Consider the following 14,320-nt stretch of genomic DNA (forward strand, 5'->3'; position numbering starts at 1 on the left):
TCCAATTCTGGGAGGAATTCATGTTGAAAACGAAACTGTTCGCGGCTGTGGCGGTTGGCGCATTGATGTTCGCCAGCCACGCATTCTCCGCCGATAAGAAAGTGGTTGCCGTCTCGATCCCGGCCGCCGACCACGGCTGGACGGCCGGCGTCGTCTACCACGCCCAAGCCGCCGCAAAGGAAATCAACGCCGCTTTTCCGGACGTTGAGGTCGTGGTCAAGACGTCGCCCTCCGCAACCGCGCAGGTCAGCGCCTTGGAGGATCTGTCCGCCGGTCGAAAGCTCGATGCCTTGGTCATCCTTCCGTACTCGTCAGAAGAGCTGACGACGCCGGTCAAGGCTGTAAAGGACGCCGGTACCTTCATCACCGTCGTTGATCGCGGCCTGAGCGACGCGTTCATCCAGGACCTCTACCTTGCAGGCGACAACATCGCGGTTGGCCGCAACACTGCGAAGTACATGATCGAGAAACTCGGCGGGAAGGGGAATCTGGTCGTTCTGCGCGGCATTCCGACTGTTATCGACGACGAACGCATTCAAGGATTCAACGATGCGATCAAAGGAACCGAACTGAAGGTCTTGGACATTCAGTACGCGAACTGGAACAGCGACGAAGCGTTCAAGCTGATGCAGGACTACCTTGCGAAGTATCCGCAGATCGATGCGGTCTGGGCCAATGATGACGACATGCTGCTTGGCGTGCTTGAAGCCGTCAAGGAGTCGGGACGCACGGACATCAAGCTTGCCCTCGGCGGCAACGGCATGAAGGACATCGTCAAGAAGGTGATCGACGGCGATGCAATGACCCCGGCCGAGACGCCCTATCCACCAGCGATGATCAAGACGGCGATCTATATGACGGTCGCCAACCTGATCGGCCAAGCGCCCGTGCGCGGGACGGTCAAGCTTGACGCGCCGCTGATCACCCAGACGAACGCTCAGGAATACTATTTCCCCGAGTCTCCGTTCTAATCCACACCGAGAAACCGGGGCGGCAGGTGCCGCCCCACTGCATGTAGCAAGAGGAGCAGATCATGGCAGGCAAGAAAATACTGATGCTGACAGGCGAGTTCACCGAGGAATACGAAATCTTCGTCTATCAGCAGGCAATGGAAGCGGTTGGGCATACGGTGGATGTCATCTGCCCGGACAAGAAGGCGGGCGATCTTATCAAGACATCACTGCACGACTTCGAGGGCGATCAGACCTACACCGAAAAGCTCGGCCATTTCTTTACGATCAACAAGACGTTCTCCGAGGCCGAAAAGCAGCTTGACCAGTACCATGCTGTTTATGCTGCTGGCGGTCGCGGTCCTGAATATATTCGTACCGATAAGCGCGTTCAGGCTATCGTTCGGCATTTCCATGAAACGAAGAAGCCTATCTTCACCATCTGCCATGGCGTGCAAATCCTGATTGCCGTCGATGATGTGGTGCGTGGCAAGAAGGTAGCTGCCCTCGGCGCATGCGAACCTGAGGTTACGCTGGCCGGCGGGACGTATATCGACCTCTCGCCAACCGAAGCCTACGTCGATGGCACCATGGTGTCGGCGAAGGGATGGACAGCGCTCGCCGCCTTTATCAGGGAGTGCCTCAAGGTCTTGGGCACGGAAATTCGCCACAGCGAAGATGTCGCCAAAGCCGCATGATGGCCCGGCGGCGCTACGCCAGTTCACGTTGACTGGGCGAAACAGGGTTCTGGCTGCCCAAATCGGGCAGCCAGAACGCCTTTCCAAGCGGCAGCTGCAAGGTGCGTAAGCGGGTGATGATGATTATCGAATGTCAGGATGATCAGCCAGCCTTCAAATAGCGTCTTCCTCTTCAATTTAGATCGGACAGAAGGACATGAATCTGATCACTGTTCATGGGAGGATCAAATCCGCTGGCTGAGGCAATGGCTGCAAATCGTGCTGCATCCGCATCAAAAAGGCTAACAAAACTCTCGGTCCAGTTCGGAAACGATCGCTGGTCCATCGGGGCTATTCCACTGCCTATCTTGTATCGCCTTCGGCTGCCTCCCCTCATTTGTGAGTCGATGCCAACTCTCTGAAGGTCCGGCGCGGCGGTCGTAGTGTCTGAGCGGCCGTCATTACCTCGAGTGGAACGTCATCGATAGGCCTTCATAGCTGATGCAAGGTCAGGAGATCAGCCGTGCTGCTCGCCCGCTTCTCCGTGTCGCATTGTTGTAGTAGCTCGACGCCTGCTGGACAGATCGATGCCGTGATTGCTCCATGGCCTCCTGCAGCGGGACACCACGATTGGCAGCCTCCGTGAGATAGCCGGAGCGCAGTCCATGGGCGGAAAACTCCCCCGGCTCCAGGCCGGCCAGCACCGCCCTGTGCTTAACGACGCCGTTGATCGCACCCGGCTCCAGGGCCCGCTGCGAAAGATTACCCCAGCGATCGATCTTGCGAAAAATGCTTCCCGTCTCGATCCGGCTCGCTACAAGCCAGGCATTGAGCGCCTCGACCGGCCGGCCGGTGAGATAGACGACCTCGTCGTGATCGGCGCCCGAGGTCTTCGTTCGGCCAAGATGAATGGCAAGCGAGGGCAGGGGAGGGCCGCTCTCGACGGGAACGGGGGGCTCGGCGATGAGTTGCTCGATCCGCAACCCGGCGACCTCGCTGCGCCTACGACCGCCAGAGGCAAAGGCGACCATGAGGATCGCCCGGTCCCGCAGATCGGTCAGGCTGCCGCTGGCACAGGTGGCGAGCATCTTGGCAAGAATATCGCCCGTGACCGCTTTGGCGCTCTTTGGTTTGCGCGGTCTTGGCGTTGCGCGAACGGCCAGCCGGATGGCGGATTTCAGGGCAGGAGAAGAAAAGACGCCAGGGAAGCCGCGCCATTTCGTCAGCGTCGACCAGGTGGCCAGACGCCGGCGCACCGTATCGGGGGCGTGGGGGCCAACGGTCTTCAGGAACCCCTGTTCGCGCAGGCTCTGCTCGACATTGGCCGGCATGCCGTGATGTGGATCGATCTCGCGTTGCCGCGGTTGCCAGAGGTGATGGGCGACGAACTTCAAAGCCAGGGCTTCCGGTGCTGGCCAGGGGAGGGACGCGCCCGTCGCGGCCAGCGACCAGGCCTGGAGATAGGCGAGATCGGAGGTGAGCGCGCGCAGCGTGTTTTCGCCCATGCCTTCGTTGACGAGATGGCGCAGCGTCTCGATGTCCTGATCGGTCAGCAGTTCGGCGAGCTCGTCGCGCCGCTCAAGCGGAAGCACGGCGGCGATCGTGTCCAGTTGTTGGGCTCGCCGGCCGACCACGTCTACGCCTGTCATCTTATCGACGACGCTGGATGAAGTTTCAGATCCGTCTGGCTGAAATCGCGCCCCTTGAAGAGCAGGGGCGCCTTGGCAACAGCAGCGACAGCATAGGAGAAACAATCACCCATATTCAGGCTGGCCGGGTGGCGTCCCTTGCCGTATCGGTCAAGCGCGTCTTCCGCTTGGCGATAATGTCTCTCATTGAAGGCAAGCGGCATGATGTTGGGTGTGTCAACGAACCGTGAGACGATATCGGCGGCATTGGAAAACCCTTTGGCTGTCAGAACCGTTCGCGTCTCGAACAGTGTCGGCCAACCGATAACAATCTCATCCTGCTGCAGGACCGATTTGAAGGCGTCAGCTTCCAGCTCCTCAAGGACGATCGCGACAATGACCGAGGTATCGATGGCAATCATATTGGCAAGCCGTTTTCGTCATAAAGATCATCATGCGCAGAGGTGGTGCCAGCCGGAACATTGCGACGGCCTTCGGCGGCAAGCTCCCAAACGGCATCCAGCGGGTGCTTTTTATCCTGCTGCCTCAATTCGACATCGTAGCGTTCAAGCGCCAGTTCAACGAGCCTGTTGATCGGCTGTCCGGTGCGCCGCGCCAGCGCATGCGCCAGAGCTCTTGCCTTGGCGCTACGGATGGAAAGCTGTGGTTCGGACATGGTGTTCCCCGTCGAATTGAGGCCGCAAAATAGCGTTTTCCGCCTGAGATAGCAAGAAATCCAGAGAAGATGGCTAACCCCCGATAAGGGGTACTTATCGATGGTGAGCAGACCAAGCCGAAAGCATACCATGTAGCGAACCGCAATATTCTGATAGAGTTCCTTTAAGAAATCCTTTACCATAACTTCAATGGCTTACGAAATCGCTAAATCCAGCATGACAACCCTGATGCGACCGGCATTCGACGCCGGTACCGCACTCACCCGCCTTGACGAGCGCATCGCCTGTTCACCCGTCGGCCAGGGTTGGATCGAACGCCAAAATTTCGTCGACGCCTGCGCCTCGCTATGGATCGACGGCGAACTCGTCCATCTCGAAGATCTCGTTCTCCACGATGCCACCCGCGACATCCGCTCACCGACCCACGAGCTCACCATCGCCCGCGACGTGCTTCGTACGCGCCGGCGCATCGCGGCGCAGTTGCCCGGCTGGGCGCTGTCTGTTGATGGACTTCGGGCACTGAGAAAAGCCTCGGCAATCCTATCCGTTGATGCCGACAAGGCCCCGGCCGCCGGTGTTATGCCGCCGGCGGCCGCGAACGAATCGATGGGGGAGGGGGAAGGCGCCGACGCCGCCGAAAACCCGCCCGGCGTGGATTATGCCGCCATCGATGCGGTGCTTGCCCGCTCGGAGGCGGCGATCACGCATGCTAGGATGCCCAGCGTGACCAGCCCGGCGGAAAAAGATCCGATGATCTACGATCTCGACTGGGACGAGGATGCCAGGCTCGACGAATGGCGGGGCGTGCTGCGGCAGGTTCAGGCGTGGCCGGCGGTCCTGCAGGCGGTCGTTGCCCTCGATGCCTGGAACACGCTTGCGGTCCTTCAGCACGCGCCGTGGCTCGGCCGGCTGTTGACGGCCTCGATCCTGCGGCAGGCCGGCCTCACCACCGGTGATCATCTCGCTGCCGTCAATCTCGCCCTCAAAACCATTCCCGTTGATCGGCGTCGGCATCGGGACCTAGAGTCCCGGTTACTCGCGATTGCCCACGGCTTGATCGCGGCCGCCGAGATTGGATTGAAAGAGCATGACCGGCTGACGCTCGCGAAGACAATGATGGACCGAAAGCTGGACGGGCGCCGGGCGTCGTCAAGACTGCCGGAGCTGGTCGAGCTTGTCATGGCGAAACCATTGGTATCGGCCGGGATGGTGGCGAAGGCGCTCGATGTGACGCCGCAGGCCGCGCGGCGGATTGTTTTGGAGCTGGGCCTCAGGGAGATGACCGGGAGGGGGAGGTTTCGGGCGTGGGGCATATTATGAAGGTAACGTCGCGCTGCCCTCTCGCCTTAATATGTGGGGAGACCGACGATGTCGGACTTAAGCTTGCCAACAGCCCGTACCAACAGGCGACACCAATAACTTGACTGCGGCGTTAAGGTTCGTCGAGTTGCACCTTGGCCGAAAACACCAAGTCGGTGCGCGTTCCGAGAGCTATCCCCACACAACTTATAATAACCCCGCCTTCAAACGACCCCATCGCTCAAGATCTCAATCCTGACCTGAAGGCGGATGGCATCGAAGATACGATCGGACCACGGGACACGGCTCACGTTGGCATGCGCCTGAGCGGCGCTTCGTTACCTCCGCTTCAAGCACCGATTTGAGTAACCAACCTTCCGGGCGCCTGTTACGGCAAATCTTATGATATAGAAGCTATTCAGCAGTGGAAGAAAAAGCGTGGATGTCAGCATCGGACCAGACAGGCTCATCGCCATCCGCGACAGCCCGCTGACGCGCACGCTCCGCCATCCATAGTCGATACTTTTCGTCAGGATGATCCTTCGCGAGCTCTTTCAACGCCCAATAGGTTCCCTCACCGGAGCTCTCCGCGAGCATCTTGAACAGCATGTTCCGGGCATCCTGAGCGTGATCGCGAAGATCCGGCGAATATACACCCGTGTTGGCGCGATCGATATCGTCTTCGGCACGTATGAAGCGATGCATCAGGACATACAGGCTTTTGAGATGCGCGGCCGTCGTTCGGAATTCCTCTGTGGTTTCTTCGCCATGATGACGACTGCCGACCAACGACACGACGAAGTGCTGGGCAAACAGAGTAGCACTGTCGAATGCCATGCCGTCCAGCTCGGCTTGCAAGGCCGGTATAGCCTGTTCGGGATCACGCCCGACCCAGACCGCATACCAGCGTGGCCGCTGGGGACCGTTCGGTTCTGCCGTGATGCGGCTTCGAGCCAAGGCTTCAAGCCGATCATCATCGGCACTTTGCATGATCGTCAGGATGGAATTGAGGTTTTCGTCGCAAACCGCCTTGCCGTCTTCAAGCCAGGCGAGCAGGGTCGGCGCGATATCGGCATAGAGCCACGGCGCATGATGGACGATATCACTGAGAATATAATTGATCGCCGGCCCCGATGAAGTGGCCTCGAGCTCCCAGGTCAGTTCCCGGATAACGGCTCGAAGACCGATATCGCGGTGTCTACGATAAAGGGGTTCAAACCAGCGCGGAAATCCGTTCAATTCCCGGGTCAGGTAGCGAAAGGCCTTTTCGGCCTCCTGCGGGGTTAGCTTATCGTAGAAGTCAGGAGTTTCCTCAGCCTCGATCGCCAACCCTACCAGCGCGAACACCAGAGCATAAGGGATCGACGATCTGTCAGCCCCTTCCGAGGGAAGTGGCACCTGGTAATGGCGCCAATGTCCGGCAGCCGCATCTCTGAATGACTCGGCGACGTCCGTCCCGAACTCGGCCTCTAAGAATCGCCAGTTCGATCGGGCGTCGTATCGCGTCCAGCCTTCACCATTCACGCTGAGAAGAAGGTGAAGATGATCGTTGGTCATCTGGCCAGGTGCGACGCTCTTGGGGTGACGCACGCGATCAGGGTCTGCTTGCAACTCGCTCACCCATGCGGCACGATCGCGGCTTGTCTTTCTCTGCTCGCGTGCGCGCTTGCGCTCCCAGTTGCGATGTTCGACCTGCCAGCCCGCCTCCTCCTGTTGCGGCGGATTGAGATTTGACTGAAGCGAGGCTTCCAGCTCTGCTTGATCCTTCACTGCTAGCCTGAGTTCACTAAGCCAGTCGTCAGGCTTGCCCCGCTCCAGATAGAGTGAAACCGAGCGGGACAGGGCGACAAGCCGGTCGTCCAGGAGCTCCCGCGTTGTGATCCAGGAGATCACCCGCCCGAAGTCGCTGCCGTTGAACTTCCAGAACCTATTGTAGACTGTCAGTTGCCAGTCATCCGTGAGACGTTCGCCATTTGCACTTCTGCGCGCGCGACGTTCCTCGACCATCCGCCAGTAGAGCGCATCGTTGAGTTCGGGCCAGCGCGGCACGAGATCGTTGAGCCTGTTCCTGTCCTCAATATCGACATCGTGACCCCAAAATTTGACCGACTGCGCCTTGATCAGGATCGAAATCGCTGCCGGTTCCAGCGCACAAAGGGCGCGCGCGGCAACGAGACGCCCGACCGCGTGCAAGGCGGCCGAAATGAGCCAGACATTCTTTTCGGATACGCAGCATTCATGGCATTCGATATGCGGTTCGGCGCTCAGCAGGACGTCAAGCCCTTCGATCAAATGAAGCAGAGGCTGTTCCGACGCCGTGTCGATCATCAGGGGAAGGCGTTCGATGAATTTGGTCAGGGAGGCTTCGATGCCGGTTGCTTCAAAGCGGCCGTAAGGCTCCACCCGCGCGATCGCGGTCAGCAGAAAATCGATAGTCTCCCGCGTTGCCGGGAGGTTGTCGATCACTTCGACCAGCAGTCGCCGATCCAGCAGACCATCCGCCGCGAGAACTGCAACCTTCAGGGCCTGCCTGTCATTATCCTCGCCCGCGGTCATGACGGCGCGCGCCGCCGCGATCCGGGCACTGAGACCTCTGTTCAGGTCGATGGCTATCGGGGCAAGAACTGGCAAGCATTGTCTGATTGCTCCCTGCCAGACGAACCTGCCGAGGAAGAACACGGCATCATCGTTGCCTGCATAGTGTTGCAGCAGGGCCTGGGTCTCATCAGCAAGGTCGGCGGCAGCGATCCGCGTGATGGCCGCATTGTCCATCCACGGTGCGATTTCGTCCTCGGCGGCGATACGGCGGACGATATCGGCCAGCATCGCCCGCCGGATCGAAGTCGGCAGGCGCGACGGGTCGCCGCCCTCGGTTGCGACCTCCGGGGCGATGGCAAGGGCGTGGTCTCTGATCTGCTCGTCGAGGAGGATCAACCAGGCTAGCGTCGGACGAAGCCGCGGTACGATGATCTCCTGATCATAACTGGTCCGGAAAAACAGCGGCTCTATCTTCTGGCGTCCACCGGGCCGCTCGATATTCGACGCCGCCCACTCCGCGGTCAGGAGTTCTCGGATCTCGCGGTGCCTGAACCGCACGCTCCCGTAGACAATGTCGTCGAACACGCCGGTTTTTAGGAGCGCATCGATTTCGTCATCGGACCAATCCGGTAGGACCTGCTTTGGATCAACGCGGTCAGGCGTTGATGGGCCATTGGCGAGCCTAATCACGTTCTTGGCGGTAAGCGTGGCCGCAGCCGCCAATGCACGCACGCCCTGCCGCGCCCGGTTTCGGTCGAGGCGAACTGCTTGGCCGGCCACTGACAAGGGAGCAAGTTGGAGATCCGTCAGGCGCTGAAGAACTTCGAGGCGGCTCCCGAGGGCCTGGTCCGCCTGCCATTTGCGCAGCAGCGCCCGCAGGTCGAACGGCCTTTCTGCAAGCGGCATCAATCGCGCCCGTTCGACTGCGTTCATGAAGGCCTCGACATCGCCGACCCCGTGGTAGCTGGCAAACAGTTTGATCTGATCCCGATCGAGGGATGCAAGGCGAAAGATTTTCCATGCGCCTTTATTCTCAGGTTCGCCCTGCGCTTCGGGTGGAACCTCGTCATCGCTGTCGTACGGCGCGAACGGAAGCGCTTGTTCGATCAGCGTTCGGTCGGATAGAGCCTGCCAGGCGTCTTCTCGGCTGGTGATGACGATGTGAGCGCGTGCCCGCGCCGCGTGGATCCGTGTGCTAAAGACCCGGATCGCATCTTCGAACGCCCGTGGGGTATCGAGTTGCGCTTCGTCGACCGAGTCGAGGAAGAACCATGCTTCATCGGTAGAGGCCAACCAGCCGTCGAAGGCCTCGGCCGACCCCACCTCGAAGGCATTCTCGAAACTTTCGGTCAGTTTCTCAATGCGAATGAAAAATGCACGTTGTCCTTTCGACGTCAGTTTGCGGGCCCTATCCAGGGCCTCGAAGGTTTTTCCGGCGCCTGGATCGGCCAGGATGAGGGTCCGATAGAGGGCATCGATGGCAGGCCAGCGAACTGGCGCTCCGCCCGCATCAGAGCTCAAAAACTCCCAGTCCCCGCGTTGCGGAGCAGCGGGTGTGAAGCGTCGGATCAGGGTGACGACTTCGTCTTTCATGCGCTTGACCCTGCGTTTGCCGGATAGAGGTTCGGAAACCACCGCTCGGCGACGTCGGCGGGAAAATTGAGCCGCAAGGGGGCGCGATGCGACGCCGACGACAGCATACCGCGCTCGACCAGCGCGGATGTGATGTTACGCGCAGCACGCTCTTCATAGCCCGTGATCGCCGGTATCTTCGACCGCTCGACTTCACCGGCCAGGATGGCCTCACGCAGGACCTGGAAGCTGCCGCGCGGAAGACGCTTTGATCGCACCTCCTCTTCCAGATGAATTTCGATGCGCATCAGGAGCTTATCCGTTTCGAGCAAACTGCTCATGAAGCGCACCTGATCGATTGCCCGATCGATGAAGAAGTCGCAGAACGCCACAAGGCCACGGTTGGTCAGGTTTCCCCTTCCGTCGCGATCGCCGGCTCGCGGACCGTCGGCCCCCATCAAGAGAGCCTTGTAGAGCTTTTCCTCGCGCGCAAGACCGCGTGCCACGGACCACAGACTGGTTCCGATGCCGAGATGTTTCATGAGGGCGTGAGACATCAGGCGAGCGACGCGTCCGTTTCCGTCGAGAAACGGATGAATCCATAAAAATCGATGATGGACGGCGCCGATCGCCTGAATCTGTCTCATTTTCGATAACGGTGGCGAACGGTAGGCATGATCGAAACGGGTCAGGAAGCGGGGCAAGTCGGCATGCTCCGGCGGTAGATGGCGACCGACCTGGACGTCCCGCCTTCGCCATTCGCCTGGTACGACGGGCACGCGTTCTCCGGTCGCCGGATTGGTCACCCACAACATCTCCGCTGGAAGGCGCGAACAGAACTCCTCATGAAGCCATGAGGCGTAAGCCGCGGACGCCGGCCATACGTCGGGATCGTTGCCGGTATCGATCAATCTTTGAACGTAGATATGCGCTACGGCTTCCTGCTGTAGTTCCCGCCGCTTCGGTTCATCGGAAAAGTCGTTGGCAAGCGCACGATCGATATCGCGTGGATGCGTATCGTGACCTTCGATGAGATTGGAATAATAGCAGTTCATCGACCGCACGAGATCGCCGATTGATTCACGCATGATAGGGTGAACGCGACCAGCGAGCTGATTTGCCTCGGCAACAAGGGTCAACACTTTGTCTTCGAGAGCACCCTTGTCGTCATCGGGCACCATCGGTTCCATGAAAGCTACATCCATGCCGGATATTATGCCGGTTTGCTTGCCGGCTGTAAACGAATATAAATGAGATATTTGGTGCAATATAAAGCTTTGCAATTTGCCGGTTGAGCAGCCGGTTGGAAACTGCTTTAATCCGCATCGGCCTCTACATGCCGACTTGATATGCGTTTAAGGAAAGATCGACCTCCATGTCCAAGCGGGCAGAATCCGAGCTGAAGCTGGAACTAGTCAATGTCGGCCATGGCGATGCCCTGGTGATACAGTGGATACCAAAAAACGGCGAGCCATCCACGATCCTCATCGACGGCGGACCGTCGGCTGGCGCAGCATCGGTCAAGGCGACATTGGCCAAACTCGGCGTTTCGGAACTCGATCTAGCCGTTCTCTCCCATTGCGATGCCGACCATGTCGACGGCCTTCTGGGCTACGTTAAGGATAAGGACGCCCTTCCGATCCGCCGATACTGGGGACCATGCATTCCCGCTTTTCGCCGTCACCAATGGCTATTCGCGCCTCGTGTATTCGGCGGGATAGCCAAAGCCCAAGAGCTACAGGACTTGTTGCCGCGCACATGCGCCGTCTCCTGGCCGGTCGAGGGAGCGACATGGACCAGTTCCGACAATGGCCTTTCAATCAAGGTCATCTCACCCGCTGCACGGCTCATCGAGCGGCTTCTTGTCGCCGACGATTCGACGAGCCTTTTTTTAGAGCAACCAATGCCGATCGGATGGCTGCTGGCGGACATCCAAGAAGACGACGATGACGACGATCTGCTATCGGGCCTGCGCCTTGCGATCGCGACGGGAGAGATCACCGCCGACGTGATACCACCCCGTCCTCCGATCCCCGGCCCGCCCTCACAAGAGGACATGAAACGCGAAGCCGTCGCGAAAGGCGTCGATCCGGAATTCTTCGGCAACTCGGTCTTGAACGATACATCGATCGTCCTTCTGGTCGAAGCGCGTATCGGCTTGGTGACGCGAAGGATTTTTCTGACGGGGGACCTCGAAAACTTTACCTATTTGATGGCCCGGTATCCTATGGGGCTCGGCTGCGACATCGTGAAGGTCCCGCATCATGGCTCGCGTAGCTATGTCGACCGCGACATCGCCTATGACGCGGTGTGGCAGTGGATGCGGCCTCGCGCCGCTCTTGTCAGTGCGAATGGAAAACACAACCTGCCCAGGAGCGAATTTCGCGACGCGGCTCTAAGATACGGAACGACGCTTTTTTGCACATCGCGCCGTCAGCGAGAGATCGTCAGCGGTCAGATGAACGAGACGTGCTGTCATAGACAATTTGGATGCCGCAGCGAAGCAAACGTCGCGCTCTCGGTGACGGCGAGCGGTATCGAGGCCGATCAAACCGCATGCGCTCGCGGCAATCTCACAGGCGTGATGCCGGTCATTGAAGTTCGCCAACATGTGGTCGACCCCAGTCCGATCCTGTCGACCATGGCAGAGACCGAGATCCGCAAACATACAGACTGGGCCGTCACATGGCTACGAGGGATCCTGACGGAGCGTCAAGAGAGACCCAGCGATGCGGAGCTCCCTCCCGTCTCTTTGGACATCCTGAAGCAGGCTGCCGTCGGCGCGGGACGTGTCGGTGCCTCGGTCGAGATCGAGACGATCCTTGAACGCGCTGCTCGCTCGGGCCGGATCTGGATGCCCCCGCGGCGACATCGCGGCGACGAGCGATCGGTATGGGTCATGCCGCAGGCCAAAGAGATCGCTAATTTCAAAGCCTGGATCGACGATTTCGCGGTCATCCAGCTCGCGATTCAGGACAGGCATGTCGCTTCCGCACCGGAAGAACTGCTCTACTCTGCCGATACCGGCTGGATCGCAACCCGATTTTCAGAACGCTTTTCCTACCCAAAGGAGATGTTCAAGCCAGCGATCTGGCCGATCATAGCCGCCCACCTGTTGAAGACCAGAACGCTGGCCGTCCGGTCCATGCCCACTTATCCTTCCACCGAAGCTTCGACTATCATGGTTTTATTCAGAGAGACGAGCCTAGAGGCTGCACACGAAGCACTCGTCGCAAGGCTTGAAGCGTTGCCGGACTTCAAGGAAATCCGAGACTATATCGACACTTTGGAGCGAAAATTTCGCATCGGCTGGCCTGCTCCAGCGTTCCCGCTGGTGCTTTCACAGATCATCGCGCCTCTATGGCTCAAGCGTGAACTTCTTCCAAGCGGTATTGTTGACCGATCGGATTTTCCAACTTTTCCGCTGGTTGGGACCTACCCGGGTGTTGAGCAGGTCAGGAATTGGATCCACAGCTCTTTTTATGGGCGTCCCGAGCCATTTGAAGATCACCTCGTCAGGTCGTTCGTGGCGAGCTTCATATTATCGGGATATGAGGTGATCAGAATACCAAAGCCCGACAGATGACGGCCGACCGGCCAAAGGAGGATGGCAGATTTTTTTAAACTCCAGCCTCTCCTTACGGATCGGAAAATCAGCTACACTCCTGCGTTCACCCAGTGAACCGCCAAGCCGGCCACTGCGCGAAACGGAGGAAGCCATGGTTCAGAAAAACGAGCAGGCTCTTTGTGAGGCACTGATACGCCACCTCGAAACCCAAATTCGAGCAGTTCGTTCGGATGTTACCCATCCCGAAACCGATGGCTCGGGTCCTCCGGTTGAGACACGTTTTCGCCTTGGCAGCGAAAAATATGCGATCGAACACACGCTACTGGAGCCGTTCGAGCAGTCGATACAGATGGCGGCAGAGTTTCAGGCCTTTGCCGGCGAGATCGCCGACACGCTGAATGGAACGCTGCCGAAGCCGGGGGTCTACGATCTGCACTTTCCGCTTCATCCGACCGAGGGGAGGCACCGGAGGATCCATAATGTCCTTCGCGCAGAGATCATCGCCTGGGTGCGCCGTGCCGCAGCCGAACTGCATGCCGAATGCCCCGAACGTCCGAGCCGCGACCGGCGTCCCCACGGGCATGAAGGATCTCGCACAGAATCGATACGCGGCCTCGAACTCACCTTGAAACGCAGGACACACTGGACCTACCGGGACCGTCATGATGGCGCGCTGTTGCTCGCAAGATTAATAGATGCCGACATAGAGCCAAGCCGCCGTGCTCGGGTTCAAAGGGCGTTGGACGACAAACTCCAAAAGTTATCAGCATGCCGCGAAGACGGCGATGAGACGATCCTAATTTTAGAATTTTCCGACACCGCACTCACGAACCATGTAGTCGTTGCAGAAGCTCTACAGCCGCTCCTGGCTGGGCGAACCGACGTGCCAGATCATATCTATATCGCCGATACGACCGTCGAAACAACTTGGGATCTCTACCATGTGCTCGATGGCGAGGTCTTCTCTTTCGAAGTCGACGCCATCGAAATCGACGCAAGAGCGCTGAATGACCGACGACCGTGGATCGCGAATCCACAGCCGGCAGGTGACGCCCCCTGCCAAGCTTAGTCCAGTCCGAATCGTCTCAGCTTCGACCTGAGCTAGGCATTCTCTTCCCTGATCTTTTCGAGAAGGAGGGTCTTTAGCTTGCGGTTTTCGATATCGAGGCTTTCGAGTTCATCCCCTTGAATGAGATCTGGCATGAGTCTGCCGCCTTCGTCGACAGGGATCGCGTCGGGTTTGGCCTTGCGGCGGGTTAGACCCGGCCGCCGCTTCGATTTCGGTCGAACCACCGGCTCGATGCCTGTGGTCTCAACAACTCCCACAGCTGCGAGATGGGCAGCAGTCGCCAGCGGATGTGCGACGGGTGTTTCCAGCATTTCAGCAACAGCCGGTTCAGCACGAGTTCGA

General features: G+C 59.0%; 11 protein-coding genes. 5 read left to right on the plus strand and 6 right to left on the minus strand.

The features are described 5' to 3' along the window. The first annotated feature begins 20 nt into the window (after positions 1 to 20). Both ASG25_RS10340 and ASG25_RS10345 read left to right on the plus strand, forming a co-directional pair. Positions 21 to 971 (plus strand): substrate-binding domain-containing protein, encoded by a 951-nt coding sequence (locus ASG25_RS10340; RefSeq protein ID WP_062473153.1) that lies wholly within the window; start codon positions 21 to 23, stop codon positions 969 to 971. Positions 972 to 1,033: 62 nt separating this feature from the next. Then, complete coding sequence (locus ASG25_RS10345; RefSeq protein ID WP_062473155.1) at positions 1,034 to 1,648, plus strand: DJ-1/PfpI family protein; 615 nt, start codon at positions 1,034 to 1,036, stop codon at positions 1,646 to 1,648. A 488-nt stretch (positions 1,649 to 2,136) separates the two neighbouring features. On the opposite strand, the gene ASG25_RS10350 is transcribed toward ASG25_RS10345, so the two are convergent. The 3 genes from ASG25_RS10350 to ASG25_RS23455 are packed head-to-tail and all read right to left on the minus strand — an operon-like array spanning position 2,137 to position 4,114. Next, the gene (locus ASG25_RS10350) at positions 2,137 to 3,276 is read right to left on the minus strand and encodes a site-specific integrase (RefSeq protein ID WP_062473156.1); all 1,140 of its coding nucleotides are present in this window, start codon (positions 3,274 to 3,276) and stop codon (positions 2,137 to 2,139) included. Next, on the minus strand, positions 3,273 to 3,677 hold the full coding sequence (locus ASG25_RS10355; protein ID WP_062473159.1) for a type II toxin-antitoxin system VapC family toxin: 405 nt from the start codon (positions 3,675 to 3,677) through the stop codon (positions 3,273 to 3,275). The genes ASG25_RS10350 and ASG25_RS10355 overlap by 4 nt, the downstream gene beginning before the upstream one ends. Further along, positions 3,674 to 4,114 carry a type II toxin-antitoxin system VapB family antitoxin gene (locus ASG25_RS23455; RefSeq protein ID WP_244479374.1) on the minus strand — a complete coding sequence of 147 codons (441 nt, stop codon included), beginning with the start codon at positions 4,112 to 4,114 and terminating at the stop codon, positions 3,674 to 3,676. Before ASG25_RS23455 ends, ASG25_RS10355 begins: the two co-directional genes overlap by 4 nt. Positions 4,115 to 4,121: 7 nt before the next feature. Between ASG25_RS23455 and ASG25_RS10365 the strand changes: the two genes are divergently transcribed. Next, the gene (locus ASG25_RS10365) at positions 4,122 to 5,252 is read left to right on the plus strand and encodes an RHE_PE00001 family protein (RefSeq protein WP_062473160.1); all 1,131 of its coding nucleotides are present in this window, start codon (positions 4,122 to 4,124) and stop codon (positions 5,250 to 5,252) included. A gap of 393 nt (positions 5,253 to 5,645) precedes the next feature. Here ASG25_RS10365 and ASG25_RS10370 read toward each other — a convergent pair whose 3' ends face one another. Both ASG25_RS10370 and ASG25_RS10375 read right to left on the minus strand, forming a co-directional pair. Then, positions 5,646 to 9,362 (minus strand): hypothetical protein, encoded by a 3,717-nt coding sequence (locus ASG25_RS10370; RefSeq protein WP_062473162.1) that lies wholly within the window; start codon positions 9,360 to 9,362, stop codon positions 5,646 to 5,648. Further along, positions 9,359 to 10,624, minus strand: coding sequence for a Fic family protein (locus tag ASG25_RS10375; protein WP_244479375.1), 1,266 nt, complete (start codon positions 10,622 to 10,624; stop codon positions 9,359 to 9,361). Before ASG25_RS10375 ends, ASG25_RS10370 begins: the two co-directional genes overlap by 4 nt. A 92-nt stretch (positions 10,625 to 10,716) precedes the next feature. Between ASG25_RS10375 and ASG25_RS10380 the strand changes: the two genes are divergently transcribed. Both ASG25_RS10380 and ASG25_RS10385 read left to right on the plus strand, forming a co-directional pair. Beyond that, on the plus strand, positions 10,717 to 12,927 hold the full coding sequence (locus tag ASG25_RS10380; RefSeq protein ID WP_062473164.1) for a hypothetical protein: 2,211 nt from the start codon (positions 10,717 to 10,719) through the stop codon (positions 12,925 to 12,927). A 133-nt stretch (positions 12,928 to 13,060) separates the two neighbouring features. Continuing rightward, positions 13,061 to 13,978 (plus strand): hypothetical protein, encoded by a 918-nt coding sequence (locus ASG25_RS10385; protein ID WP_062473166.1) that lies wholly within the window; start codon positions 13,061 to 13,063, stop codon positions 13,976 to 13,978. A 32-nt stretch (positions 13,979 to 14,010) separates the two neighbouring features. Here ASG25_RS10385 and ASG25_RS10390 read toward each other — a convergent pair whose 3' ends face one another. Further along, positions 14,011 to 14,289: a hypothetical protein gene (locus tag ASG25_RS10390; protein ID WP_062473168.1), complete on the minus strand. Its 279-nt coding sequence runs from the start codon at positions 14,287 to 14,289 to the stop codon at positions 14,011 to 14,013. Positions 14,290 to 14,320: the final 31 nt, after the last annotated feature.

Origin of the sequence: Rhizobium sp. Leaf384 (genome assembly GCF_001424065.1) — a bacterium.
Lineage (GTDB): Bacteria > Pseudomonadota > Alphaproteobacteria > Rhizobiales > Rhizobiaceae > Ferranicluibacter.

What these genes read in the sequence shown, in the direction of transcription:
- ASG25_RS10380 (WP_062473164.1), top strand. Translation starts at nt 10,717, where the DNA reads ATGTCCAAGCGGGCAGAATCCGAGCTGAAGCTGGAACTAGTCAATGTC.
- ASG25_RS10355 (WP_062473159.1), bottom strand. Translation starts at nt 3,677, where the DNA reads ATGATTGCCATCGATACCTCGGTCATTGTCGCGATCGTCCTTGAGGAG.
- ASG25_RS10390 (WP_062473168.1), bottom strand. Translation starts at nt 14,289, where the DNA reads ATGCTGGAAACACCCGTCGCACATCCGCTGGCGACTGCTGCCCATCTC.
- ASG25_RS10350 (WP_062473156.1), bottom strand. Translation starts at nt 3,276, where the DNA reads ATGACAGGCGTAGACGTGGTCGGCCGGCGAGCCCAACAACTGGACACG.
- ASG25_RS10385 (WP_062473166.1), top strand. Translation starts at nt 13,061, where the DNA reads ATGGTTCAGAAAAACGAGCAGGCTCTTTGTGAGGCACTGATACGCCAC.
- ASG25_RS10365 (WP_062473160.1), top strand. Translation starts at nt 4,122, where the DNA reads ATGGCTTACGAAATCGCTAAATCCAGCATGACAACCCTGATGCGACCG.
- ASG25_RS23455 (WP_244479374.1), bottom strand. Translation starts at nt 4,114, where the DNA reads ATGGTAAAGGATTTCTTAAAGGAACTCTATCAGAATATTGCGGTTCGC.
- ASG25_RS10370 (WP_062473162.1), bottom strand. Translation starts at nt 9,362, where the DNA reads ATGAAAGACGAAGTCGTCACCCTGATCCGACGCTTCACACCCGCTGCT.
- ASG25_RS10340 (WP_062473153.1), top strand. Translation starts at nt 21, where the DNA reads ATGTTGAAAACGAAACTGTTCGCGGCTGTGGCGGTTGGCGCATTGATG.
- ASG25_RS10345 (WP_062473155.1), top strand. Translation starts at nt 1,034, where the DNA reads ATGGCAGGCAAGAAAATACTGATGCTGACAGGCGAGTTCACCGAGGAA.